Below are 25,236 nucleotides of genomic sequence, written 5' to 3'. Positions count from 1 at the left end.
GCCGGTTATAGCTATCAGATATAAGACCGCCGCATGCCCACCCTTCAGCAACTGCGGTATCTGGTCGCCATCGCCGACACGCTGAGCTTCAGTCGCGCCGCCGAGATCTGCCGCGTCGCCCAGCCGACGCTGAGCATCCAGCTCAAGGAACTCGAAACCCGGCTCGATGCGCGCCTTGTGGAACGGACCCGCGCGCGGGTCATCGTGACCCCGATCGGCCAGGAGGTGGCCAAGCGTGCGCGCGCGATGCTGGCCGATCTCGACGACATCCGCGAGATCGCGCGCCGCGACGATCCCGCCGCGCCCCAGGCCGTGCTGCAGATCGGCGTGGTCCAGACCGTGGGCGCCTATGTCCTCTCCGTCGCCATGCCCGGCCTGCGGCGGGCCTTTCCCAATATGAGGATCCATGTGCGCGAGGAGCGCCGCGACACCCTTTTGCGGCAGCTCGCCGATGGCGTTCATGACGTGATCCTGTTGCCCGAGGAGGTCGAGCGCCCGGATCTGGAGTGCCACCGGCTGCTGTGCGAGCCGCTGATGGTGGTGCTGCCTGCCGATCATCGTCTGGCGGGGCAGGGGAGCATCGCACCCGAAGACCTTGCGGGAGAGACCATCCTGACCATGGAACGCGGCCACCGCCTTCACGATCAGATCGTCCGGCTTTGCGCGGATGTCGGCGCCCATCACGCGCGCGACTACGAAGGCACCACGCTGGATACGCTGCGCCAGATGATCGCGCTCGGCATGGGGGTATCGCTGCTGCCCGCGCTTTACGTCCGATCGGAGGTCATACGCGAACAACTCGTCGTCGCCCGACCGATGTCGGCCCGTGTGCCGGTCAGGCATATCTCGCTCATCTGGCGGCACAATTCGGCGCGCGGCCCGACTTACGCCGCCATCGCCGAGAACCTTCGCATGTCGCTGGGGCCCTGGGCCGCACCGGAGGCCGACTGAAGCGGCCCCGGGCACCGGCCAGCACCGTTTCCTGGCCGGGAAGATTGTCAGAAGCTTATGCCGAGCGCGAGCCCGCCCAGCAGATAGATGGTGGCGGTGATCAGCAGAACCCCGATCACGTTCAGCACCGCGCCGCCCCTGGCCATCTGCCCGATGGTCACCGCGCCCGATCCGAAGACGATGGCATTCGGCGGCGTGCTGACGGGCAGCATGAAGGCGCAGGTCGCCGCCAGCGCCGCCGGAACGGCCAGCATCAGCGGATCCACCCCGATCCCCATCGCCACACCGCCCAGAATCGGCACGAAGGTCGCTGCCGTGGCTGCGTTGGAGGTGACCTCGGTCAGGGACAGGATGATGCCGATGACTGCGGCCACCAACAGAATGCTCTGCAGGACGCCGAGCCCGGCGACCTGGGCCCCGAACCAGTCGTCGAGCCCCGATGCGCCCACCGCCGCCGCAAGGCTCAACCCGCCCCCGAACAGCAGCAGGACGCCCCAGGGCAGGCCGTCCTCGGCGTCCTTCCAGGTCAGGATCATGCGGGTCTTGCCCTCGGCGGGCAGGATGAACATCAGAACGAGGATGATCCGCCGCGGCTGCACGCCGATCCGGGCGATGGTCAGAAGCGCGATGCGGCGGTGCAGGTTCCATTTCTCCATGGCGATCGCGATGGGAAAGCCGCCGAGGAACAGAAAGACGATCGGATTGGCATAGGCGCTGGTCGCCTGGCCCACGCTCATCCCCGTCAGTGCGGGGAAGAGGATGATCGGGATCAGCGAGGTTGCGGCAAGGGGGATCGCCTCGGTCATCCACCAGATCGCCATCAGCGTCGCGATGGCTGCGACTGCGCGGGCGTCGGCGCTCAGCCCTTCCGCCCCACCCAGCAGCGCATAGACCACGAGTGCGACCAGCACCCCCGAGGCCGCGCAGAATGCAGATGCTGTGATCCCGCCAGGGGCGTTGCTCGTTATACTGAACCCTGATGATGCAGTTCCGGCCTGTCCGCCACCCGATGATCTCCCTGTCGCATATGCCCGACGGGCAAACCCGGCTCCGCCCGCCCATCGGCCCTTCTTGAAGGCGCGACGGACGAAGGCAAGGGCCGGGAGCGGGCGTCGCGCGGCTTTCCGACCCGCGCCCGCCCTCGACCCCCGCAGGCAAGAGCCCGATGAAGAAAGCGAAATCGGCTTTGGATGGCGACTTTGGGCAAACCGGGCCCGGCCTCGGGCCGGGCCACATGGTACGAGGTCATCGCAGCTTGAACCGCGTCCGGCGCGGCGGGGAAGACCACTTGGCTCCTGCCACCAGCCCCCGTAAGATGAGGGAAACCGGCCCAGTTCATCATGCAGAATACCAAGCCCGAACACAGACCCTCTGGAAAAAGCGATGCCGCCGAAACGCCGACGCGCAGCCAGACGCTTGTCCGCGGGTTGAACATCGTCAATGCCGTGGCCGATGCCCCGGCGAGTATTGCCGAGATCGCCATGGCGACCGGGCTGACTTATGCGACCGTTCACCGGATCGTCTCGGTCCTGGTCGAGCAGCGATATCTCAAGACCACGGACGCGCGCCTGGTTGCGCTTGGCCCGCGCCTGATCGAATTGGGTTTTGCCGCACATGCCCAGATGGATCTGGTAAGGCAGGCCCGGCCCTGGCTTGAGACGCTGGCACGAAAAACCCGCGACACGATCCATCTGGCCAGGCTTGAGGATGGAGAGGTCAGCTATCTCGACAAGCTGAGCGGGACGCGCGCGGTGGAAATCTCGTCGCGCATCGGCGGCCGCAAGCCCGCGATCTCGACCGGGGTCGGAAAGGCGCTGATCCTCGACCGCAGCAATGCGCAGTTGACCGAAATGTATCGCCGCGACCATCACCTGATGAACTATCCGATTCCCCTGGAGGAATGGTCCCGGCGAATGGAGTCCTATCGAACCGGGGATTACGCTTTCGACCTTGGCGAGGACGAAGCCTCGATCCGATGCGTCGCGGCGCCGGTTCGCGACGCCACACGCCGGATCATCGCATCGATTTCGGTCTCTTCCACGGTGGATTACATGGACGAGACGCGGATGCGCGCCCTTGTCGACGAGGTTCGGAGCGCCGCCGCCGGAATCTCGGCGAACCTGGGTTATCATGGGCCCCGGGGTTGAGGGTTCCGGTCAGATAACCTTGCCGGGATTCAGGATTCCCTTGGGGTCCAGCATGGCTTTCATGCGGCGCAGCAGATCCAGTTCTTCCGCCGTGCGGCTGTAGGAGAGCCAGGGCTTCTTGTGCAACCCGATCCCGTGTTCGGCCGAAACCGATCCGCCAAAGTCGCGGATGATGTCATAGACGATGGCTTCGATGCCGTGACCTGTCGGATCGACCTGCTCGATGGGGCCGGCCACAAGATGGATGTTGCTGTCCCCGGCGTGGCCGAAAAAGATGAATTGCAGATCGGGGAAGCGCGCAGCCAGGGCGGCGCGGATGGTCCCGACGCAATCGCCGATCCGGGCGAGGGGAACGGATACGTCGAAATTGATCGTCGTCGCCCAGCGGGACAGGATTTCGGCCACGCCATCGCGCAGGCTCCAGAAATCCTCGACCTCGCGCCCGGACATGGCGAGCGCCGCATCGATTACCAGGCCCTCTTCGAAAGCGCTTTCCAGCATCGACTGGAAATCGTCGCGATCGTGATCGGGATTGGCGCCTTGCATCTCGATCAGGGCATAGAGCGGATGGCCCTGGGCAAGAGGCGGGCGGCGACCGGTTTCCGCCAGAACGGCGCGGTAATAGTCGGCCCACATCAGTTCGAATGCCGTCACCCGCCCGGAAAGGGATTTCTGCGCATGGGCCAGAAGACCGGCCGCCTGGTCGAAACCCGCCAACGCGACCAATGCCGCATTGGCCCCCCCGACCCCCGGATGCAGGCGAAGAACCGCGCGGGTGACGACGCCGAGGGTGCCCTCGGAACCGATGAAGAGGTGCTTCAGGTCAAGCGCGGCATTGTTCTTGGGCATCCGGTTCAGCATCGAAAGAACCGTGCCGTCGGCCAGCACCACCTCCAGGCCCAAGACCAGATCGCGCGCCATACCGTAGCGGATCACCCGGTTGCCGCCGGCGTTGGTGGCAATATTGCCGCCGATCTGTGCCGAGCCGCGTGCGCCCAGGTCGAGCTGGAAGCTCCGACCATGCGCAACGGCGGCTTCTTGCAGGGTCTGTAGCACGCAGCCGGCCTCCACCACCATCAGCCCCGAGGCGGTGTCGATTTCCTCGATCCGGTTCATCGCGGCAAGCGACAGCAGGACCGCGCCCTCGGACGCCACCGCGCCGCCGGCAAGCCCGCTGCGGCCGCCCTGCGGAACGACCGGCACGCCGACTTCATGGCAAAGCCGCAGGACGGAGGCGACTCGTTCCGTATCGGGGGGCGCAACCAGCGCGAGCGGTCGACCACCGACCTCGGCGCTCCAGTCATGCAGGGATGATTCCGGGATCTCGTCGCCGACAAGGATCGGAGCCGGGGCGACGGCTTGTGCAAGCCGCTCAAGAAAAATGATTAAATCATTTTCAGACATGATTTCCTCCTCGATGCGATCATTTGCGGTCATGGCATTTATTTTCAAATACTGCAAATAATTTGTAATATTTGACATCATCCGCGCCTTCCCCCATGAATCATTGCCGGGAGGAGGAGCATGCACGGGCAAGCCGGGCAGGCGCAAATCTCTCACAGTCTGTCTGCGGGGCGCGCCGGAAAGGCCGGACACCCCGCCTTGGGAGGATAAAATGTCGATCTTCATTTCCGTGCGGTCTCCGCACCGCGTCGCCCTGTCCGCAGCCTTGTCGATTGCCGCTCTGGCCGGGCTGGCCGCAGCTCCGGCGCTGGCAGATCCCGATATCCTGTTCCGTGCGGCCCATGCCTCGGCGCCGTCCTCGACCGGGCATCTGGCGCTGGAATTCCTGGACAAGGAACTGCGTGAAAAGACCGAGGGCCGCATCGGTCTCGAAATCTTTCCCAGCGCCCAGTTGGGTGGCGAACGCGAGGCGGTCGAGAATATCCAGTTCGGAAACATCGACCTGACCTTCGTGTCCTCGGCCCCGGTCGCGTCCTTCGCACCGGCCTTCTTCGCCTTCGACATCCCCTTCCTGTTCGATGATCGCGCGCAGGCCTATGCCGCGCTGGACGGCGAGATCGGGCAGGAAATCCTTGCCGGGCTGGAACGCTCGGGCATCGTCGGGCTGGCCTATTGGGAAAACGGCTTCCGCCAGTTGACCACCGGCAACAAGGAAGTGCATTCGCCGGAGGATCTGGCCGGGGTCAAGATGCGGACCATGGAGAACGAGGTCCATATCGCCGCCTGGCGCGCCATCGGCGCCAATCCCGCACCGCTGGCCTTCAACGAGTTGTTCACCGCACTGCAGCAAGGCACCTTCGACGCGCAGGAAGGGCCGATCAACCTGTTCTACGACATGAAGTTCAACGAGGTGCAGAACTATATCGTCAAGACCAACCACATCTATTCGCCCTGGCCGCTGCTGGCGAGCCCGGAGAAGCTGGCCCTGCTCTCGCCCGAGGATCGCGCGATCTTCGACCAGGCCGTGATCGAAGCCACCGCCTACCAGCGCGGGCTGGCGGCCGAGGCCGACGACACCGCCGAGGCCGCGATGACCGATGTCACCTTCATCGACCTGGAACCGGCCGCGAAGGAAGCCTTCGCCGCCAAGGTCGCGCCGATCGTCGATCTGGTGCGCGAGAAGGCCGGGGCCGAACTGGTCGACCGCCTGCTGGCCGCGACCGGCAAGAACTGACATCCGTGAACGGCTCCGGTCATGGCTGGGGCCGTTCCCGTTCAGGCGCCGCCCGCCCATGGCGCGGCCATGGATTTGGGAGGTGACATGATCAAGCTTGTTGACGAACATTTCGAGGAGGCGATCGTCGTCCTCCTGATGGCGGCGATGTCGCTGTTGATCGGATTACAGATCTTCATGCGCTATGTCATGGGTGCATCGCTGTCCTGGTCGGAAGAGCTGTCGCGCTATTTCTTCATCTGGGCGACCTATCTCGGCATCGCCTATGCGGTCCGGCAGGAAGCCCATATCCGGGTGACCATGCTGACAGACATCATGCCGCCGCGCGGCCGCCTGATGATGCGTATCCTGACCCATGTCATCTTCGGCGCCTTTGCCGCCTATGTCATGTATCAGGGCTGGTTCATGGTGGAGAGAACCTTCCGCTTCGGTCAGAAATCGGCCTCGCTGGGCATTCCGATGGGCTACGTCTATCTGGCGCCGCTGACCGGCTTCGCTCTCGTCGTTCTGCGGCTGGCCCAGCGCGTCGTCCTCGACCTGCGCGCCATGGGCAAGGAGGGGACAGCATGATCTCGCTGATCCTTTTCGGGCTTCTGATCCTGCTGCTGCTGATTTCGGTTCCGATCGCGATCTCGCTCGGGATCGCCTCGACCGTCGCGCTGCTCGTCTCGGGCAAGGTCTCGAGTTCCTACGTGCCCCAGGGCCTTGTCACCTCCATCGACAGTTTCCCGTTGATGGCGGTGCCGTTCTTCATCCTCGCGGGCGACCTGATGGGCCAGGGCGGCCTGTCGAAGCGCCTGGTCGATGTCGGGAGGATGTTTTTCGGCCGCTACACCGGCGGGCTGGCGATCATCTCGGTTGTCACCTGCATGTTCTTCGCCGCCATCTCCGGCTCGGGCCCCGCCACCGTCGCCGCCGTCGGCACGATCCTGCTGCCCGCCATGGTCAAGGACGGCTATAAACCCGGCAGATCGGCCGGCCTCGTCGCCAGCGCGGGGTCGCTGGGCGTCATCATACCGCCCTCCATCCCGATGGTGATCTACGCCACCTCCGCCAATGTCTCGGTCTCGAAGATGTTCATGGCGGGTGTCGTCCCCGGACTGCTGATCGGGCTGGCCCTTATCCTCTACGCCTGGTTCGACGCGCGCCGCCAGGGGGTGCGCCCCTCGGCCCAGCGGTTCAGCGGGCGCGAAAAGCTCGCCATCCTGAACGAGGCGAAATGGGCGCTTCTGGTGCCGGTCATCATTCTGGGCGGCATCTATGGCGGTATCTTCACCCCCACCGAGGCCGCGGCGGTCGGCGCGCTTTACGGCTTTGTCGTCGGCGCCTTCGTTTACCGCGAAATCTCGCTCGGCTCGCTCTACCGCATTCTTGCCGGATCGGCACTGACATCGGCCACGATCATGCTGATCGTCGGCACCGCGACGATCTTCGGGCGCGCCCTTGCGATCGAAGGCGTCCCGATGGCGCTCTCCAACGCCATAACGGCGACCATCACGCAGACCTGGCTCCTGCTGCTGGCGATCAACGTGATCCTGCTGATCGTCGGCACCTTCATGGAAACCATCGCCGCGATCATCATCCTGACCCCCATCCTGCTGCCCCTGGCCACAGCCCTTGGCATCAATGCCGAACATTTCGGCATCGTGATGATCGTCAACCTTGCCATCGGCATGGTGACGCCGCCGGTCGGGGTGAACCTCTTCGTCGCCTCGCGCATTTCGGGGCATCCGCTGGAAATCATCGTCCGGGGGGCCTTCGCGCCCCTTGGGGTGATGATCCTGCTGCTGCTGCTGATCACCTATGTCCCCGCCCTTTCGCTGGGGCTTCCCGCCCTCTTCGGCATGTAATCTGTAGGAACCGCCAATGCGCAGAAAACTCAAGGCGCTGATCATCGGCCCCGGCAATATCGGGACCGACCTGTTGATGAAGATGAAGCGTTCGGACTGGATCGAGCCGGTCTGGATGGTGGGGATCGACCCCGCCTCCGAAGGGCTGAAACGCGCCGAGGCGATGGGCGTCAAGACCTGCGCCACCGGGGTGGACGGGGTTCTGGAGCATATCCTCGCCGATGACATCCGCGTGGCCTTCGACGCGACCTCGGCCTATGCCCATGCCGAAAACTCGCGCAAGCTGAACGAGCTGGGCGTGGTGATGGTGGACCTGACGCCCGCTGCCATCGGGCCGTTCTGCGTCCCGCCGGTGAACCTGGCGCAACATGCGCGCGAGTTGCGGATGAACGTGAACATGGTCACCTGCGGCGGCCAGGCCACGATTCCGATGGTCGCCGCCGTCAGCCGGGTGCAGCCCGTCGCCTATGGCGAGATCGTCGCCTCGGTCTCGTCGAAATCGGTGGGGCCGGGCACGCGCAAGAACATCGACGAGTTCACCCGCACCACCGCCCGCGCCATCGAGGCCGTGGGCGGCGCGAAACAGGGCAAGGCGATCATCATCGTCAACCCCGCCGAGCCGCCGCTGCTGATGCGCGACACCGTCCATGTGCTGACAGAAGGCACACCGGACGAGGCGAAGATCACCGAAAGCATCCATGCCATGCTGGAGGATGTCCGCACCTATGTTCCCGGCTACAAGCTGGTGAACGGGCCGGTGTTCGACGGCAACCGGGTCTCGATCTTCCTGGAGGTCGAGGGGCTCGGGGATTTCCTGCCCAAATACGCGGGCAACCTGGACATCATGACGGCGGCCGCGCTGCGCACCGCCGAGTTGTTCGCCGAAGAGGCGGACAAGGGCAATTTCGTGCTGCCGACACGGGGCTGAGGGGAGAACCGACATGACGAACATCAAGGGCCGCGAGGTCACCCTGCACGAGATGAGCCTGCGCGACGGCATGCACCCCGTCCGCCACCAGATGTCGCTTGAACAGATGGTGGCCGTGGCAACGGCCGCGGATGAGGCCGGCCTGCCCTGGATCGAGGTCACCCATGGCGACGGTCTGGGCGGATCCTCGGTCAACTATGGCTTCGCCGCGCATTCCGACATGGACTATCTGCGCGCCGTGGTGCCCCGGATGAAGCGCGCCAGGATCTCGGCCCTGTTGCTGCCGGGCATCGGGACCGTCGACACGCTGAAGGAAGCGATGGATTGCGGCATCGCCGGTGTGCGGATCGCCACCCATTGCACCGAGGCCGACTGCGCCGAACAGCACATCACCCATGCCGCCAGGACCGGGCTGGACACCGTCGGCTTTCTGATGATGGCCCATCGTGCCAGCCCTGAAAAGCTGGTCGAACAGGCGTTGCTGATGGAAAGCTACGGCGCGACCACGGTCTATTGCACCGATTCCGCCGGCTATCTGCTGCCCGAGGGCGTGACCGCGCGGGTCGAGGCGCTACGCGCGGCGCTGCGGCCGGAAACCGGCGTGGGCTTTCACGGCCACCACAACCTCGGGATGGCGATCGCCAATTCCGTGGCGGCGGTGGCGGCGGGCGCGAACCGGATCGACGGCGCGCTGGCGGGCCTCGGCGCGGGCGCGGGCAATGCCGCGACCGAGCAGCTCGTCGGCGTCTTCAACCGGATGGGGGTGGAGACCGGCGTCGATCTGTTCAAGGTGCTGGACGCCGCCGAGGATCTGGTCGTGCCGATGATGGAACGCCCGATCCGGGTCGACCGCAGTTCGCTGATCCTCGGCTATGCCGGGGTCTATTCCTCGTTCCTGCTCTTCGCCGAACGGGCAGAGAAGCGCTACGGCATCCCGGCGCGTGACCTGCTGATGGAAATGGGCCGACGCGGCATGGTCGGCGGGCAGGAGGACATGATCGAGGATCTCGCCCTGACAATGATGAAGGCCGGATCGCGCGCGGGATAGCAACATTGAGCTACTCCCCAACTCTTGGACAGATTTCAGGGTGATTTAAGCTACTGCCTGCACCTGCTGATCGGTTTGGGTTGCGTTGAAGTAGACCACGGCGGGCGGCTGTCCGCCATGGGCAGTATGTGGGCGACGGTGGTTGTAGAAGGTGATCCACCGCCCGATGTCGGCCCGGGCCTGCGATCCTGTTTCCCAGGCGTGCAGATAGACGCAATGAGCTGCTGCCGGTTTCGCGGACACGAAGATAAGATCGTGACCAAGGAACTGGAGAGTGGATATGACGAGACGGAAGTTCAGCCGCGAGTTTAAAGTCGAGGCCGTGAGGCTGGTGACGGCCCGTGGCGTAGCGGTAGCGCAGGCGGCCCGTGACCTTGACGTTGCGGAGAGCGTGCTGCCTCGGTGGATGCGGGAGCTTGCAGCCACGTCGGCGGTTGCGTTTCCTGGGAACGGGCAGATGCGGGCCGATCTGGCCGAGGTTTCGGCTCTGAAGAAAGAGGTCTCCCGGCTCCGGGCGGAGCGTGACATCCTGAAGAAAGCCGCAGCTTTTTTTCGCGCGCGAGGCGATATGAGGTTCGCCTTCATTGCCAAACACCGCCACATCTGGCCGGTCAGCTGGCTCTGTGAGGTTCTTGAGGTTCGCGGTCCGGCTTTCACGCGTGGCTCAGCCGCCCACCCAGCACCCGTGAGATCCATGACGCGAAGCTCGTCGCAGCGATCGAGACGAGCTTCAAGATCAGCGACCGGACCTATGGCGCCCGCCGCGTCTGGCGCGATGTCTTGGAGGAAGGACTGGCCTGCGGACTTCACCGGATCGAACGGCTGATGCGGACCAATGCCTTGCGAGCACAACCCAGGCGTCGGGGAAAGCCGAGGGATGATGGGGAACGGTCGGTGATCGCTAAGAACATTCTCGACCGGGACTTCCAGGCCGACAGGCCGAACCAGAAGTGGCTGGCCGACTTTACCTACATCTGGACCGCGGAGGGCTGGCTTTACGTTGCTGTTGTGCTCGACCTCTCCGACAATGGCGGCGTGATGGTAAGCCAGAAGTGGATGAACAGCGCGACGGTCTCGCCGAAGGTCGCGAGATCTTCGTCGAGCGCGCCGATCTGGCGGCCGAGCTTGTCGAGGCGACGCGACATGGCCGCTTCAAGCTGATCGGCGGAATCACCGGACAGGTAGGACATGACCGCCGCCTCGACGATGGCGGATTTCGAGACCTTGCGGCGCAGTGCCAGCGACTCGATCTGCGGCATGAGCGCGGGGTCGAAATAAAGATTCAGGCGGGTTCTCGTTGTCATGGGCGTGTTCCTCAAAGGTCGATTCCGTCATCGGGGTTCATCGCCACCTGCCGGGCCACCATCCGCATATGCTGGCGCATGGCGCGGGCCTTGGCGGCGTCAACGTCCGGCTCGTCGTCCAGAAACTCGAACTCCTGTTCGGGCGATGGTAGCGGCGCGACGATTTCCTCATGCTCCGGCAATTCCGGCTCGCGGCGCATACCGGCATTGGCGGGGTCGCCTTCGGTGCCATTCCCGGCGGCGGACGTTGTGCCGCCTTTCACCGGGAGGGCTCTGCTCGACCAGTCGTCGGATGCTGGTGCCGTCGTCGAAATAGTGATCGACAGAGCATGAACAACCCTGTTGAGCGCCGTTCATCGCCCGCTCATTGCGGAGTGTTGACCAAAATCAGTTGTCTGGTCCTGCACCAGGATCCTTGTGATCCTGCGCTCCTGCATTTCCGAGATCTCGAACAGCAAACCGTCATGGACGGTCCAGCCAAGTCACCCCGTCCGCGCCAACCTGCTTTTCCAGATCGAAGGTCGAGAGGACGCCGACGCAGGCCTGCCTCGTGCGGCCGACATCATAGGCGGCGGCGCGACTCTCGAAATCCTCCGGAATGCGCCATCGGTCCCCGTCCGCCATGTTGCCAGATATTCCCTCGGTGCATACACCATGGGGGCTTTGTTGCGCTATCCCTCTGAGTGGCGGATTCATGTCTGTGAGTCAGCGGGTTAGATTGACTGCATGAGCAAGCCCGTCCTCCTTTTCCGCACGACGAACTGGTCCAGCTACGGCCAGGCTCTGAAGCGCCGCGGCTTGCTGCTGGTATGGCTTGACCCGCAGATGTCATGGTTCGCGGCCCCGAGCGGCAAGGCAGGTCATCCAGAGGGGTTTTCGACGGCGGCCATCCAGTTCTGCCTCTCGATCAAGGTTCTGTTCGGGCTGCCACTGCGGCAGACGACAGGGTTCGTGGAGAGCCTGCTGGCTCTGAGCGGGCTCGATTGGTCCGTGCCGGACGACACGGATGCTCTGCCGCCGGCAGAAGCACCTGAAGGTGCAGATCCCGTATCGTGCCGCATCCGGGCCGCTGCATCTGCTGGTGGACAGCGCCGACATCAAGTTCTCGGGCGAAGGCGAGTGGCCAGTCCGCAAGCATGGAGCCAGCCGCCGCAGGCAATGGCGCAAGATCCACATCGGTATCGATGCTGAAACGCTCGAGGTGCGCGCCGTCGAGATGACCAGCAACCGCATCGGCGATGCGCCCGTTCCGCCCGGCCTGCTGGCGCAGATCCCGATGCAAGAGCGGATCGGCAGTGTCACCGCCGATGCCATCTATGACACCCCGGGCTGCCATGCCGCCATCGCGGCCCGGGGTGCCGATGCCATCATGCCACCACGACGCAATGCCAGGGCCTGGAAGGGCCACGATCCCGGCCTGCAGGCCCGCAACGAGGCCCTGCGCGCCTGCAAGCGCTTCGGCCGGGCGAGCTGGAAGAAATGGTCCGGATATCACCGACGAAGCCCCGCGTGGAGGCCAGGATGAGATGCCTCGAATTCCTCGGCGAGCGCATCATGGCCAGAGACTTCGACAGGCAGCATGCAGAGGCTCAGATCCGCATCGGGTCGCGGGTTCTCTCGAACCAATGGCGTTCACCTGCTCCACATGAACCGCTTCACATCCCTCGGCACGCCCGAGACTGTCCGAATGCGCTGAAGACAGCCGGGAAAGGGAGACCTGCCGCCTCAATCCGAATTGCGCAACAAGGCCACTGCTGGACCAGTGGCGCATCACCGAACGCGGCCACCACGGGGAGCTTCTGGCCGAGGGCGGTCTTCACGCACGCCTCGGGAACCACCGCGCTAAGGTGGCGGGCTGGCGGATCGGCACCTGAGCCGGGTCCGCCACGGTTCGGCGGGCTCGCGCCGCATCGAGGGCGGAACGGCCGGATCCGGCCCGGGATGTCCATGACGAAGGGCAGGAGGGGCCCGCGCAAGGCCCCCTCAAGCACAATCAGGCGGCGCCGGAGAGGCGCCGTTTCCCTTGCCACCCGGGACGGGCCGCGCCCGGGGGCCGGGCCGTGCGTCTGCGGCCGGGCATGCGGGCGGCGGCACCTTCGCCGTGGTGCCACCCGATCGCCATCGCCCGCCTTCCGATCCTGCGCGACACAAGCCCGGCGCCCTTCTCCAGCCCCTTGACCTCGGCTATGCAAAGCAATCTTCTGGCTTTGCAAAAACGGAGGCCGCCATGCCCACGCAAAAGCTCTACGCCGGGGTCAAGCTGCGCGAGATCCGCACCCGGCTGGTCCTGACCCAGAAGAGCTTCGCCGAGAAGCTGGGCGTCTCGCTGCCCTATCTGAACCAGATGGAGAACAACCACCGGCCGGTTTCGGCGGCGGTGGTGCTGGCGCTGGCGCAGGAATTCGGGCTGGACGTGACCGAGCTGACCGTGGGCGAAAGCGAGCGCCTGGTCTCGGACATGCGCGAGGCGCTGGCCGATCCGGTCTTCACCGCCTCGGCGCCGCCGCTGGCGGACCTGCGGCTGGCGGCCTCGAACGCGCCCGCGCTGGCGCGCGCCTTCCTGGATCTGCACCGCGCCTATCGCCAGAGCCACGAAAGGCTTGCCTCGCTGGATGAGGCGTTGGGTCGTGAAGATACGACATTGAAGCCCTCTCCCTGGGAAGAAGTGCGCGATTTCTTTCACTATTGCGACAATTACCTCGATGCCATCGACCGGGCGGCGGAACGCTTCGCCAGCCCTGTCGGCGGCGCCCGCGATATCGGCGCGCTGGCCGAAGAGGTCCTGCGCCGCTCCGGGATAACCCTGGTCCAAAGCGATATCGATGGCATCCGCCAGTTCGATCCGGGCCAGCGGCGGCTGGTGATCTCGTCTCGGCTGCAGGGGCCGACGAAGCGGTTCCAGCTTTTGCACCAGCTTGCGCTGCTGACCCAGAACGACCTGCTGGAGGCCACGCTCGACCTTGCCCGCTTCTCGACCCCCGAGGCACGCGGCATCGCCAAGATCGGGCTGGCGAACTATTTCGCCGGGGCGGCGCTGCTGCCCTACCGCAGCTTTCTGGAGGCCGCGCGCGAGACCCGCCACGACCTCGAGCGGCTGGCCGACCGCTTCGGCGCCTCGATCGAACAGGTGGCGCATCGCCTCTCCACCCTGCAAAGGCCGGGCGCCAAGGGCATTCCGTTCTTTTTCGTCCGCGTCGACCAGGCCGGCACGATCACCAAGCGCCATTCCGCCACCAGGCTGCAATTCGCGCGCTTCGGCGGGGCCTGCCCGCTCTGGGTCGTGCATCGCGCCTTCGAGACCCCGGGCCAGTTCCTGCGCCAGTTCGTCGAGACCCCCGACGGCGTGCGCTACCTGTGCCTGGCGCGCGAGGTCTCGAAGCCCGCTGGCGCCTTCCTCGCGCCGGTCCGCCGCTATGCCATCGGGCTGGGATGCGAGGTGCAGCACGCAAGCGATCTGGTCTATTCCGACGGGCTGGACGCCCGCGGCCGGTTCGAGCCGATCGGGATTTCCTGCCGCATCTGCGAACGCCCGAACTGCCATCAACGCTCGGTCCCGCCGCTGGAACGGCGGCTGCGGGTCGATCCGAATCAACGCGACCTGCTGCCCTATGCGATCTCGGGCTGACCCCGCCCCCGACAAACGAAACGGGCGGACCCAAAGGCCCGCCCCGCACTCGTTAAGCGCACAACCCGACAGTCAGGGCGTCAGCCCACCTTGATCATCGACCAGATCTGGTCCTTCAACCGGCTGCGCTGGCGGCGCAGCCCCTCTTCATGCTCGTTCGAGACGGCGTCGATGCGGCTTTCGGCCCGGTGAACCTTGTCATTCACCTCGTCATATTCCTCGAGCAGCTTGGCAAAGCGCGCATTCGAGGTTTTCAGCGCAGTGATGGCGTCGGCCTCACCCGGGAATTCCTCTTGCAGCGTATGCGGCGTGTTCGACATCGGGGTTCTCCTTCCACGTTACCCGTGAGAGGTTAAAGCAGGTTTCAGATACCGCTTTGACCTCTATCAATTCACCGCTGATTTTCGCGCCATTCCGGGTTGATCCATGCCGGAAGATTGGACGGCGGCAGAAGGGTCCGGCCAAGGATGTGATCGGCGGCCTTTTCGCCGGTCATGATCGAGGGCGCGTTGAGATTGCCGTTGGTGATGCGCGGGAAGATCGAGGAATCGGCCACCCGCAACCCCTCGACCCCGATCACGCGGCATTCGGGATCAACCACGGCCATCGGGTCGTCGGCGCGACCCATCCGCGCGGTGCCGCAGGGATGATAGGCGCTTTCGGCATGTTCGCGGATGAAGGCGTCGATCTGGTCGTCCGTCTCGACCCCGGCGCCGGGCTGGATCTCGTGCTTCACGAAGGGCGCCATCGGGCTTTGGGCGAAGATCTCGCGCGTGAGCCGGACGCAGGCGCGGAATTCGGCCCAGTCCTCGGGCTGCGACATGTAGTTGAAGCGGATCTCGGGCGCCTCTTCGGGCCGGGGGCCGCGCAGCCGCACCGTGCCGCGCGATTTCGACCGCATCGGCCCGACATGGACCTGGAAGCCGTGCCCCTCGGCCACCGCGCGGCCGTCGTAGCGCACCGCGATCGGCAGGAAATGATACTGGATGTCGGGATATTCGATCCCGGCGCGCGAGCGGATGAAGCCGCAGGATTCGAACTGGTTCGACATGCCCGGACCGCGCCGCAGGAACAGCCATTGCGCCCCCACCCAGGCCTTGCCGAAGAGATTCCAGTAGCGGTAGAGCGTGACCGGCTGGCGGGCGGCGAACTGCATGTAGATCTCAAGGTGGTCCTGGAGATTTTCCCCCACTCCGGGCCGGTCGGCGACCACCTCGATGCCGTGGTCGCGCAGATGCCGCGCCGGGCCGATCCCCGACAGCATCAAGAGCTTCGGCGTGTTGATCGACGAGGCGGCGAGCACCACCTCGGCCCCCGCCCCGATCACCTCGATCCCCCGGCGGGTCTGCAGCTCGACCCCGGTGGCGCGGCCGCCCTCGATCACCACGCGCCGGGCCAGGCCCCGCACCAGCCGCACCCGCCCGGTGGCCAGCGCGGGCCGCAGATAGGCATTGGCCGCCGACCAGCGCCGCCCCTTCCAGATCGTGGCCTCCATCGGGCCGAAACCCTCTTGCCGGTGGCCGTTGTAATCCTCGGTCACCGGATAGCCCGCCGCGCGGCCCGCCGCGATGAAGGCATCGAACAGCGGATTGTCGCGCGGCCCCCGGGTGACATGCAAAGGCCCGTCGGTGCCGCGATACTCCGGCCCCGATCCGCCATGCGCATGCTCCATCCGCCGGAAATAGGGCAGCACATCCGCCGCCGACCAGCCGGTGGCGCCCATCTCGGCCCAGGTGTCGAAGTCGCGGGCATGGCCCCGGACATAGACCATGCCGTTGATCGAGGAAGACCCGCCGATCACCTTGCCGCGCGGCGTGGCAAGGACGCGCCCGCCAAGACCGGGCTCCGGCTCGGACTTCAGGCCCCAGTCGTAGAGGGGCATGTTCATCGGATAGGACAGCGCGCCCGGCATCTGGACGAAGGGCCCGATGTCCGAGCCCCCGAACTCGACCACCGTCACCCGCTTTCCGGCCTCGGCCAGCCGATAGGCCAGCGCGCAGCCCGCCGAACCCGCACCGACGATGACGTAATCCGCCTGCATGCCTTGCATCCCTGTATCTGTTGATGGGCGCGCCGCCCCCGGAAACCGGCAAGAACCCGTCCTGCCCGCCAAACCACGACCAGCCCTCCGCGCGACGCAGCGCCCCGGGGTGGGTGGGCGGGAGGCAGGCCGGGGCGGGTCTCAGTAAGGCGAATCGACCGGGCCGAGGCCCAGATAGACCGATTTCACCTGGCTATAATGCTCGATGGCCGCGCGGCCGTTCTCGCGCCCCACACCCGAGGCCTTGACGCCCCCGAAGGGCGCCTCGACCGGCGTCAGGTTATAGGCGTTGATCCAGCAGGTTCCCGCCTCCAGCCGCGCGATCACCCGATGCGCGCGCGCCAGATCGCGGGTGAACACCCCCGCCGCCAGCCCGAACGCGCTGGCATTGGCGCGGGCGACGACCTCTTCCTCGGTCTCGAAATCCAGCACCGCCATGACCGGGCCGAACACTTCCTCGCGGGCGATCTCCATCCCGTCGCTCACGTCGGCGAAGACCGTGGGGGCGACGAACCAGCCGCCCGGGCGCGCGCCCTCCGGGCCGCCGCCGGTGACCAGCCGCGCGCCCTCGGCGCGGGCGCGTTCGATGAAGCCCCGCACCTTCTCGGCCTGCGCGGCAGAGACCAGCGGGCCCATCTGCACGCCCTCGTCCAGGGGATCCCCAAGCCGGATCGCCGCCGCCCGCTCGGCCAGCCGGGCGAGGAAACGCGCTTTCAGCCCCTTTTGCACGAAGACCCGCGTCCCGTTGGAGCAGACCTGGCCGGCGGAATAGAAGTTCCCCAGCATGGCCGCGCCGACCGCATCCTCAAGGCTGGCGTCGTCGAAGACGATCAGCGGCGACTTGCCGCCCAGTTCCATGGTGACATGGCGGATGCCCGCCGCCGCCGCCTGATAGACCCGCCGCCCGGTCGGCACCGATCCGGTCAGCGAGACCTTCGCCACCCTCGGGTCCGCGACCAGCGCCCCCCCCACCGCGCCGCGCCCCTGCACCACGTTGAAAAGCCCCGGCGGCAGACCGGCCTCGACATAGATCGCGGCCAGTTCCAGCGCGCCGAGCGGCGTCAGTTCCGAGGGCTTGAAGACCATCGCATTGCCCATGGCCAGCGCGGGGGCGGATTTCCAGCAGGCGATCTGGCTGGGATAGTTCCAGGCGCCAAGCCCCAGGCAGACCCCCAGGGCCGTGCGGATCGTATAGACCATGTCGGTGCCCAGCGGGATCGTCTCGCCCGTCACCGTCGGGGCGAGCCCCGCGAAATATTCCAGCGCATCCGCGCCCGAGGGCCAGTCGGCGACCCGGGTCTCCTGGATCGGCTTGCCGGTGTCGAGGGTTTCGAGCCGCGCCAGAGCCTCGCCCCGCTCGCGGATGATCGCGGCGGCGCGGGCGAGCACCCGGCCCCGTTCCACCGGGCGCAGCGCCGCCCATTCCGCCTGGGCGCGCGCGGCCGAGGCCAGCGCGGCCTCGATCACCCCGGGCGTCGCCTCGTGCAGGCGGGCGATCACCTCGCCGGTGCCGGGGTAGAGCACCTCGACCGTGGCCCCGGCCTCGTCCTCCAGCCATGCGCCGTCGACGAAATGGCTTGCCTTCGGCTGCGCCTTCATGGCCCGCCCCCCTTCAATTCGGAATCCAGATGATCCAGCGCCATCGCCGCCGCGGCCACGCCATCGGGTGGGCCGGATTTCAGCACCTCGCGCAGGTAAAGCCCGTCGATCAGCGCGCCCAGCCCCTCGGCGATCCTTTCGGCCCGCGCCCCCGCCAACGGCCGCAGCCCCGCCAGCAGGTTCGAGCGCAGCCGCCGCTGATAGATCGCAAGCAGGCGCCGCGCCTCGGGCTGGGTCTGGGCCATGACCCAGAAGTTCAGCCAGGCCCCCACCGCCTCGCGCCGGAAATTGCCCGGCCCGAACGAGGCCGTGACCACCGCCCGCAGCCGTGCCAGGGGATCGTCCCGGCCATGCAGCGCCGCCAGCGCGCCGCGCACCTCGGCGCCGTAAAGCGTCAGCACATGGCGCATGGCGGCCACGAACATCCCCTCCTTGCTGCCGAAATAGTGATGCGCCAGCGCCGAAGACATGCCCGCGCGCTTCGCGATCTGGCTGACGGTCACGTCAAGCGTGCCGGTGCGCCCGATCTCGACGATCGTGGCTTTGACCAGCGCCGCCTTTCTTATAGGCTCCATCCCGAGCTTCGGCATCTGTCGGACTCATTTTTCTTGCAAACCCGACGAAGCACGAAGTTTACTGACTCGTCAATCAACAAAAACCGCCACAGCCGACAGGAAGCTCTCCATGACCCTTCGCGCCCCCCTCCTCGCCACCACCCTGACCCTTGGCTGCGCGGGCGGCGCGCTTGCCGCCGGTTGCGACACGATCATCTTCTCGGATGTCGGCTGGACCGACATCACCGCCACCACCGCCGCGACCGTGCTGGTGCTTGAGGCGCTTGGCTACGAGACCGAGACCAAGGTGCTGTCGGTGCCGGTGACCTATGCCGGGCTGGCGAACGGCGATATCGACATCTTCCTTGGCAACTGGATGCCGACGATGGAGGCCGACATCGCCCCCTACCGCGAGGCGGGCACGGTCGAAACCGTCCGCACCAACCTGACCGGCGCCAAATACACGCTGGCGACCAATGCGCCGGGCGCCGCGCTCGGCATCGCGGATTTCGCCGACATCGCCGCGCAATCGGGCCCGCTGGAGGGCAAGATCTACGGCATCGAGGCCGGAAACGACGGCAACCGGCTGATCCTCGACATGATCGAGGGCGACCAGTTCGGCCTTGGCGGGTTCGAGATCGTCGAAAGCTCGGAACAGGGGATGCTGGCGCAGGTCGCGCGCAACACCGGGTCCGGGAAGCCCATCGTCTTTCTGGCATGGGAGCCGCATCCGATGAATGCGAATTTCGAGATCACCTATCTGGCGGGCGGGGACGAGGTCTTCGGCCCCGATTTCGGCGGCGCGATCGTGGCGACCAACACCCGCCAGGGCTATGTCGCCGAATGCCCCAACACCGGGAAATTCCTGGAAAACCTGGAATTCAGCCTGGCGATGGAGAACGAGATCATGGGCGCGATCCTGAACGACGAGACCGACCCGGCCGAGGCGGCGAAGGCCTGGCTCGCCGCCAATCCCGAGGCCTGGGCGGGCTGGCTTGAGGGCGTGACCACCAAGGATGGCGCGGATCCCGTGGCCGCCGTCGCCGCCGCGCTGAACTGATCCGCGCGGCCGGGCGCCCCCGCCCCGGACATGCTGCGGCGGGGTGCGCGCCCCGCCGCGCGCAGCGGGGGCACCAAGCCCCGCCCCCACCCAAGGCAGGCAGGTATGGACTGGCTCGACATTCCCAAGATCCCGGTCGGCGCCACGGCAAGGACCGTGGTCGACTGGCTGAAGCGCCATCTCGGCGGGGTCTTCGACACGCTGAGCGAGGGCCTGGGCGGGTTGATCGGCCAGACGCTGAAACTCTTGCAGGCCCCGCCCGAGATCGTGGTGGTGCTGATCCTCGTCGCGCTGACCTGGTGGCTGCAAAGGTCGTGGAAGATCTGCCTGCTGGTCTTCCTGGGCTTTCTCTTCATCATCAACCAGGGCTATTGGAAGGCCACCACCGAAAGCCTGGTGCTGCTGTTCTATTCCTGCATGATCTGCATGGCGCTTGGCGTGCCCATCGGCATCGCCTGCGCCCATCGGCCCCGGCTGCGCGCCGCGCTGGCGCCGGTGCTGGACCTGATGCAGACCTTGCCGACCTTCGTCTATCTGATCCCGGCGGTGGTGTTCTTCGGGCTGGGCATGGTGCCGGGGCTGATCGCCACCGTGGTCTTCGTGCTGCCCGCGCCGATCCGGCTGACCACGCTGGGGATCGCCTCGACCCCGACCGCGCTGACCGAGGCCGCCACCGCCTTCGGTGCCACCGGCTGGCAAAGGCTGGTCAAGGTGGAACTGCCCTGGGCGCTGCCACAGATCATGGTCGGGCTGAACCAGACCATCATGCTTTCGCTTTCCATGGTGGTGATCGCGGCGATGGTGGGGGCGAACGGGCTGGGGATCCCGGTCGTGCGCGCTCTTGGCCAGGGCAACACCGCCCTCGGCTTCGAATCGGGCTTCGTCATCGTCGTCGTCGCCATCATCCTGGACCGCATGCTGCGGGTGAGAAAGAAATGACCACGGCCGCAACCGACATCACGCCCGCCAGCATCGCCCCCGACGACATCGCGGTCGAATTCGACCGCGTCTCGATCGTCTTCGGCGACGATCCCGAGCGCGCCCTGCCGCTGATGGACCAGGGCGCCTCGCGCGCCCGCGTGCAGGAGGCCACCGGCCAGGTGCTGGGGGTTCACGACTGCTCGCTCACGGTCGCGAGGGGCGAGATCCTGGTGCTGATGGGGCTTTCGGGCTCGGGCAAGTCGACGCTTCTGCGCGGGGTCAATGCGCTGAACCCGGTGGTGCGGGGCGAGGTGCGGCTGCACGACGGCGCGCGGATGGTCTCGGTGACCCATGCCGATCCCGCCACCCTGCGGCGGCTGCGGGCCGAACGCGTCGCCATGGTCTTCCAGCAATTCGGCCTGCTGCCCTGGCGCAGCGTGCGCGAGAATGTCGGCCTCGGCCTCGAACTCGCCGGGGTTCCGGCCGAGGCGCGCCGCCCCCGGGTGGACCGCCAGCTCGAACTGGTGAACCTGACCCAATGGGCCGAGCACAAGGTCGGCGAATTGTCCGGCGGCATGCAGCAGCGCGTGGGCCTGGCCCGCGCCTTCGTCACCGAGGCGCCGATCCTTCTGATGGACGAGCCGTTCTCGGCGCTCGACCCGCTGATCCGCAGCCGCCTGCAAGACGAGTTGCTGGAACTGCAATCCCGGCTCCGGCGCACCATCGTCTTCGTCAGCCACGACCTCGACGAGGCCTTCAAGATCGGCAACCGCATCGCGCTGATGGAGGGCGGGCGCATCGTGCAATGCGGCACCGCGCGCGAGATCATCGCCAATCCGGTCTCGGATTACGTTGCCGATTTCGTGGCGCAGATGAACCCGCTGGGCGTGCTGACCGCGCGCGACGTGATGGCCGCGGGCGAGATCGCCACCCCCGCCGGTCGCGAGATCGCGCCGCAAACCCCGGTCCGCGCGGTGATGGAGGCGCTGGCGAGCGGCACCGGCGCGCTGGCGGTGGTCGAAGCCGGGCGCCGGATCGGCACGATCCGCGCCGACGGCGTGCTGGCGCGGCTGCTGAACCCGCGCGGCGGCTGAGCGGCGCGTGTCCCGAGGGGATGCGGGCCGGGCCGGGGCGCAACTCGACCCTCGACCCTCGACCCTCGACCCTCGACCCTCGACCCTCGACCCTCGACCCTCGACCCTCGACCCTCGACCAGCAAGGACCGCCGCGCCGGTCAAGCCTGCACCTGCACACCGCAGGCCGGAACGGGCGCCTGCCTGTTCTGTCAATCCTCGGCTGGCGCGGCCTTTGCGGGCGCCTTCTTCGCAGCCGCCTTCGGCTTCGCCGCCACCTTCTTGACCGAAGCCTTCTTGGCGGTTGCTTTAGGGGCGGGCGCTTTCGTGGCCGAGGCATCCGCCTCCGCCTTGGCGGCCTTCTTCGCGGGCGCCTTCTTCGCCGCCGCTTTGCGGCCTTTCGGCGCCTTGCCCGCCTTCTCGGCCAGCAGCGCGAGCGCCTGTTCCGCCGTCACGGCCTCGGGCGCGATCTCCTTGGGCAGGGTCGCATTCACCTTGCCCCATTTCACATAGGGCCCGTAGCGGCCCGGCATGACCTGGATCTCGCCGCCATCGGGATGCTCGCCCAGGGTTTTCAACGGCTCGGCCGCCGCACCCCGGCCCGGCCCCCGCGCCAGCTTCTGCGCCAGCAGTTCCACCGCCCGGTTCATGCCAAGGCTGAACACCTCTTCGGCATCGGCCAGATTGGCATAGGTCTTGTTCCATTTCACGAAGGGGCCAAAGCGCCCGATCGCGGTTTCCACCGGCGCGCCATCCTCGGGATGCGGACCGATCTGGCGCGGCAGGGACAGCAGGTCCAGCGCGCGCTCCAGCGTCAGCATGTCGGGCGACCAGCCCTTGGGCAGGCTGGCGCGGTCGGGCTTGGGCTGGGCCTCGCTCGCCTCGCCGCGCTGGACATAGGGGCCGAACCGCCCCACCCGAAGCGAGATTTCGTTGCCCGCCTCGTCCTGGCCCAGGATCCGCCCGTCCGAGCCCGCCGCCTCGGCATCGCCCGCGATGGGGCGGGTGTAGCGGCATTCGGGGTAATTGCCGCAGCCGATGAAGGCCCCGCCCGAGCGCGCGGTCTTCAGATGCAGCCGACCCGCGCCGCAGACCGGGCAAACGCGCGGATCGCCACCGTCGGCCCGGGGCGGGTAAAGATGCGGCGCCAGAAAATTGTCCAGCTTGTCAAGCACTTCGCCGATCCGCAGATCCGCGGTTTCGGCCACGGCGGCCGAGAAGTCGCGCCAGAACCGGGCCAGAACCTCCTTGTAGTCGCGCTCTCCGGCCGAGACGTCGTCGAGTTCCCCCTCCAGATCGGCGGTGAAATCGTATTCGACATAGCGGTGGAAGAAATTGGCCAGAAAGGCCGTGACAAGCCGCCCCTTGTCCTCGGGGATCAGGCGGTTCTTGTCCTTCCTGACATATTCGCGGTCGACGATGGTGGTCAGGATCGAGGCATAGGTCGAAGGTCGGCCGATCCCCAGCTCCTCCATCCTCTTGACCAGCGTGGCCTCGGTATAGCGCGGCGGCGGCTGGGTGAAGCTCTGGCTGGCCAGGACGCCCCCGCCCTCGCCCAGAACCGCCGCGGCGATGCGCTCTCCGGCCGACGAATCGCCCGGCGCGCGCGCGGCGATCTTGGCGAAAGCCTCGTTCAGCGCGCCCCGGGCCGGGCTGATCGCCTCGCCCTGATGGATCTGCGGCAGGCGGCCCTCGTCCTCGCCCTCGGCGCCCTGGTCGTCGCGGCCCTGATCATAGACCTTGAGGAAACCGTCGAACAGCACCACCTGGCCGTTGGCGCGCAACGCGACCTGGCCGTCGGGGCTGGCGACATCGACCGCCGTGCGCTCCAGCCGCGCCGCCGCCATCTGGCTGGAGATGGTGCGCTTCCAGATCAGGTCGTAAAGGCGGCGCTGGTCCTCCTCGACGCGGATCCGGCCGGGGTCCAGCGCCATGTCGGTCGGACGGATGCATTCATGCGCTTCCTGGGCGTTCTTGGCCTTGTTCTTGTAGATGCGCGGGCTTTGCGGGACGTAATCCTTGCCGAAGCGGCGCTCGATCTCGGCGCGGGTGGCCATGACCGCCTCGGGCGCCATGTCGATGCCGTCGGTCCGCATATAGGTGATATGGCCCGCCTCGTAGAGACGCTGCGCCGCGTTCATGCACTGTTTCGCGCCCATGCCGAACTTGCGGCTGGCCTCTTGCTGCAGGGTCGAGGTCATGAAGGGCGGCCAGGGGTTGCGGCTGGCGGGCTTCGATTCCACCGCCGCGACCGAGAAGCTGCGAGAAGTGACAGCCTTGACGGCAATTTCCGCCGCCTCAACGGTTGGAATATCGAATTTCTGCAATTTCGTGCCACCGAGGGTGACCAGTTGCGCTTCGAATTCCTGGCCGCGCGGCGTGGTGAAGACAGCTTTCACCGTCCAGTATTCGCGCGCCTTGAAAGCCTCGATCTCCATCTCGCGCTCGACGATCAGGCGCAGGCAGACCGATTGCACCCGGCCCGCACTGCGCGCGCCCGGCAGCTTGCGCCAGAGCACGGGAGACAGGGTGAACCCCACCAGGTAATCCAGCGCGCGCCGCGCCAGATAGGCGTCGACCAGGGCGCCATCGACCTCGCGCGGTTCCTTCATCGCCTTGGTCACCGCATCGCGGGTGATGGCGTTGAAGGTGACCCGCGCGACGGTCTTGCCCTTTTTCAGCGAAGGCGCCAGCGCCTCCTTGAGATGCCAAGAGATCGCCTCGCCCTCGCGATCGGGGTCGGTGGCAAGGATCAGCGTGTCATCGGATTTCAGCGCCTCGGCGATGGCCTTGACATGTTTCCGGGATTCGGCGGCGACCTCCCATTTCATGGAAAAATCATGCTCGGGATCGACGGAACCATCCTTGGCGGGCAGATCTCGGACATGGCCGTATGAGGCCAGCACGGTAAAGCCCGGGCCGAGATATTTGTTGATTGTCTTGGCCTTGGCGGGCGACTCCACAACGACGACAGGCATGAAATCCCTTCCCGGACCACGATCAACTGGCGGGGCTAGATGTGGGCGAAGGCGGGGGCTTGTCAACCATGGGCAAGGCCGAAGCGGTTGCGCGACCGCTCACGCTTGCGTTTTTCGGGCAACCGCCGGGGATCCGGCGCCGGTTGGGGCGGGCCCGACAGGCGGCCGCGAACGTGCCGAACCGCCTCGACCCGGTTCCGAAAGGCGGAAGGCCGACCCGACCACCCAAGGCGCGCCGAGCCGCGATCGGGCCTGAAAAGATCACCCTTTACCCGGATCTGTGCGCCCGGATCCGGGGCACACAAGGCCGTGTCGCAGTGCCCCGTGTCGCAGTGCCCCGTGTCGCAGTGCCCCGTGTCGCAGTGCCCCGTGTCGCAGTGCCCCATCGGCTCGGGTCGTATCGGCCCGTGTCGCAGCGCCTCGGGTAGCATCGGCTCGGCCGCACAGGCACCGGACCGCCCAAGCCGCCCCGGTGCCTTTTCCGCAAGCCCCCTTGAAAGCCCCCTGAGCCGGTCGCCG

21 protein-coding genes and 2 pseudogenes are annotated in these 25,236 nt (G+C 66.6%); 13 read left to right on the top strand and 10 right to left on the bottom strand.

Annotated elements, in window-relative coordinates:
• Window positions 1-33: 33 nt before the first annotated feature.
• Window positions 34-951, top strand: a complete 918-nt coding sequence (locus ABNX41_RS04570) for a hydrogen peroxide-inducible genes activator (protein ID WP_438668544.1) — start codon at window positions 34-36, stop codon at window positions 949-951.
• Window positions 952-998: 47 nt separating this feature from the next.
• On the opposite strand, the gene ABNX41_RS04565 is transcribed toward ABNX41_RS04570, so the two are convergent.
• Window positions 999-1,862 (bottom strand): SLC13 family permease, encoded by an 864-nt coding sequence (locus ABNX41_RS04565; protein ID WP_438668543.1) that lies wholly within the window; start codon window positions 1,860-1,862, stop codon window positions 999-1,001.
• 429 nt (window positions 1,863-2,291) lie between these two features.
• Here ABNX41_RS04565 and ABNX41_RS04560 point away from each other — a divergent pair, with 429 nt between their 5' ends.
• Window positions 2,292-3,098: an IclR family transcriptional regulator gene (locus ABNX41_RS04560; protein ID WP_438668542.1), complete on the top strand. Its 807-nt coding sequence runs from the start codon at window positions 2,292-2,294 to the stop codon at window positions 3,096-3,098.
• Window positions 3,099-3,107: 9 nt separating this feature from the next.
• On the opposite strand, the gene ABNX41_RS04555 is transcribed toward ABNX41_RS04560, so the two are convergent.
• The gene (locus ABNX41_RS04555) at window positions 3,108-4,727 is read right to left on the bottom strand and encodes an FAD-binding oxidoreductase (protein ID WP_438668541.1); all 1,620 of its coding nucleotides are present in this window, start codon (window positions 4,725-4,727) and stop codon (window positions 3,108-3,110) included.
• Here ABNX41_RS04555 and ABNX41_RS04550 point away from each other — a divergent pair.
• From ABNX41_RS04550 to dmpG, 5 genes are all read left to right on the top strand, one after another.
• Window positions 4,714-5,736, top strand: a complete 1,023-nt coding sequence (locus tag ABNX41_RS04550) for a DctP family TRAP transporter solute-binding subunit (protein ID WP_438668540.1) — start codon at window positions 4,714-4,716, stop codon at window positions 5,734-5,736. The two genes, ABNX41_RS04555 and ABNX41_RS04550, sit on opposite strands and share 14 nt — an antisense overlap.
• A gap of 87 nt (window positions 5,737-5,823) precedes the next feature.
• Window positions 5,824-6,306 carry a TRAP transporter small permease gene (locus tag ABNX41_RS04545; RefSeq protein WP_438668539.1) on the top strand — a complete coding sequence of 161 codons (483 nt, stop codon included), beginning with the start codon at window positions 5,824-5,826 and terminating at the stop codon, window positions 6,304-6,306.
• A complete protein-coding gene (locus ABNX41_RS04540) occupies window positions 6,303-7,586 on the top strand; it encodes a TRAP transporter large permease (protein ID WP_438668538.1) in 1,284 nt (427 codons plus the stop codon). The genes ABNX41_RS04545 and ABNX41_RS04540 overlap by 4 nt, the downstream gene beginning before the upstream one ends.
• 16 nt (window positions 7,587-7,602) lie before the next feature.
• Window positions 7,603-8,514, top strand: coding sequence for an acetaldehyde dehydrogenase (acetylating) (locus tag ABNX41_RS04535; protein ID WP_438668537.1), 912 nt, complete (start codon window positions 7,603-7,605; stop codon window positions 8,512-8,514).
• A 13-nt stretch (window positions 8,515-8,527) separates the two neighbouring features.
• Window positions 8,528-9,562, top strand: coding sequence for a 4-hydroxy-2-oxovalerate aldolase (gene dmpG / locus ABNX41_RS04530; protein WP_438668536.1), 1,035 nt, complete (start codon window positions 8,528-8,530; stop codon window positions 9,560-9,562).
• Between the two features lie 45 nt (window positions 9,563-9,607).
• On the opposite strand, the gene ABNX41_RS04525 is transcribed toward dmpG, so the two are convergent.
• A complete protein-coding gene (locus ABNX41_RS04525; protein WP_438668535.1) occupies window positions 9,608-9,805 on the bottom strand; it encodes an integrase core domain-containing protein in 198 nt (65 codons plus the stop codon).
• A 37-nt stretch (window positions 9,806-9,842) separates the two neighbouring features.
• Here ABNX41_RS04525 and ABNX41_RS04520 point away from each other — a divergent pair.
• A pseudogene (locus ABNX41_RS04520) lies at window positions 9,843-10,681 on the top strand (IS3 family transposase); the annotation flags it as partial.
• Window positions 10,682-10,877: 196 nt separating this feature from the next.
• Here ABNX41_RS04520 and ABNX41_RS04510 read toward each other — a convergent pair.
• Complete coding sequence (locus ABNX41_RS04510) at window positions 10,878-11,129, bottom strand: hypothetical protein (protein ID WP_438668534.1); 252 nt, start codon at window positions 11,127-11,129, stop codon at window positions 10,878-10,880.
• A 199-nt stretch (window positions 11,130-11,328) separates the two neighbouring features.
• Window positions 11,329-11,490, bottom strand: coding sequence for a DUF3363 domain-containing protein (locus tag ABNX41_RS04505; RefSeq protein WP_438668533.1), 162 nt, complete (start codon window positions 11,488-11,490; stop codon window positions 11,329-11,331).
• 102 nt (window positions 11,491-11,592) lie between these two features.
• On the opposite strand from ABNX41_RS04505, the pseudogene ABNX41_RS04500 reads away from it, so the two are divergent.
• Together ABNX41_RS04500 and ABNX41_RS04495 are read left to right on the top strand one after the other, a co-directional pair.
• Window positions 11,593-12,562, top strand: a pseudogene (locus ABNX41_RS04500) (IS5 family transposase).
• A 531-nt stretch (window positions 12,563-13,093) separates the two neighbouring features.
• Window positions 13,094-14,491 carry a helix-turn-helix domain-containing protein gene (locus ABNX41_RS04495; protein ID WP_438668532.1) on the top strand — a complete coding sequence of 466 codons (1,398 nt, stop codon included), beginning with the start codon at window positions 13,094-13,096 and terminating at the stop codon, window positions 14,489-14,491.
• A gap of 80 nt (window positions 14,492-14,571) precedes the next feature.
• Here ABNX41_RS04495 and ABNX41_RS04490 read toward each other — a convergent pair whose 3' ends face one another.
• The 4 genes from ABNX41_RS04490 to betI all read right to left on the bottom strand — a co-directional run bounded on the left by ABNX41_RS04490 (window position 14,572) and on the right by betI (window position 18,721).
• Entirely contained in the window at window positions 14,572-14,811 is a 240-nt protein-coding gene (locus ABNX41_RS04490; protein ID WP_438668531.1) for an HP1242/YdcH family protein, read from the bottom strand.
• Window positions 14,812-14,882: 71 nt separating this feature from the next.
• A complete protein-coding gene (gene betA, locus ABNX41_RS04485) occupies window positions 14,883-16,532 on the bottom strand; it encodes a choline dehydrogenase (RefSeq protein ID WP_438668530.1) in 1,650 nt (549 codons plus the stop codon).
• Between the two features lie 141 nt (window positions 16,533-16,673).
• Window positions 16,674-18,131, bottom strand: a complete 1,458-nt coding sequence (gene betB / locus ABNX41_RS04480) for a betaine-aldehyde dehydrogenase (RefSeq protein ID WP_438668529.1) — start codon at window positions 18,129-18,131, stop codon at window positions 16,674-16,676.
• Window positions 18,128-18,721, bottom strand: a complete 594-nt coding sequence (gene betI / locus ABNX41_RS04475) for a transcriptional regulator BetI (protein ID WP_438668528.1) — start codon at window positions 18,719-18,721, stop codon at window positions 18,128-18,130. Before betI ends, betB begins: the two co-directional genes overlap by 4 nt.
• A 94-nt stretch (window positions 18,722-18,815) precedes the next feature.
• Between betI and choX the strand changes: the two genes are divergently transcribed.
• From choX to choV, 3 genes are all read left to right on the top strand, one after another.
• Window positions 18,816-19,745: a choline ABC transporter substrate-binding protein gene (choX, locus tag ABNX41_RS04470; RefSeq protein ID WP_438668527.1), complete on the top strand. Its 930-nt coding sequence runs from the start codon at window positions 18,816-18,818 to the stop codon at window positions 19,743-19,745.
• A gap of 105 nt (window positions 19,746-19,850) precedes the next feature.
• Window positions 19,851-20,684: a choline ABC transporter permease subunit gene (choW, locus tag ABNX41_RS04465; protein WP_438668526.1), complete on the top strand. Its 834-nt coding sequence runs from the start codon at window positions 19,851-19,853 to the stop codon at window positions 20,682-20,684.
• Complete coding sequence (choV, locus tag ABNX41_RS04460) at window positions 20,681-21,760, top strand: choline ABC transporter ATP-binding protein (protein ID WP_438668525.1); 1,080 nt, start codon at window positions 20,681-20,683, stop codon at window positions 21,758-21,760. The genes choW and choV overlap by 4 nt, the downstream gene beginning before the upstream one ends.
• A gap of 191 nt (window positions 21,761-21,951) precedes the next feature.
• Here choV and topA read toward each other — a convergent pair whose 3' ends face one another.
• On the bottom strand, window positions 21,952-24,717 hold the full coding sequence (gene topA, locus ABNX41_RS04455; RefSeq protein WP_438668524.1) for a type I DNA topoisomerase: 2,766 nt from the start codon (window positions 24,715-24,717) through the stop codon (window positions 21,952-21,954).
• Between the last annotated feature and the right edge of the window lie 519 nt (window positions 24,718-25,236).

This window comes from Pseudogemmobacter sonorensis, from assembly GCF_042762395.1.
Classification (GTDB): domain Bacteria; phylum Pseudomonadota; class Alphaproteobacteria; order Rhodobacterales; family Rhodobacteraceae; genus Pseudogemmobacter; species Pseudogemmobacter sonorensis.
This window is presented reverse-complemented; position numbering and strand designations above follow the sequence as displayed.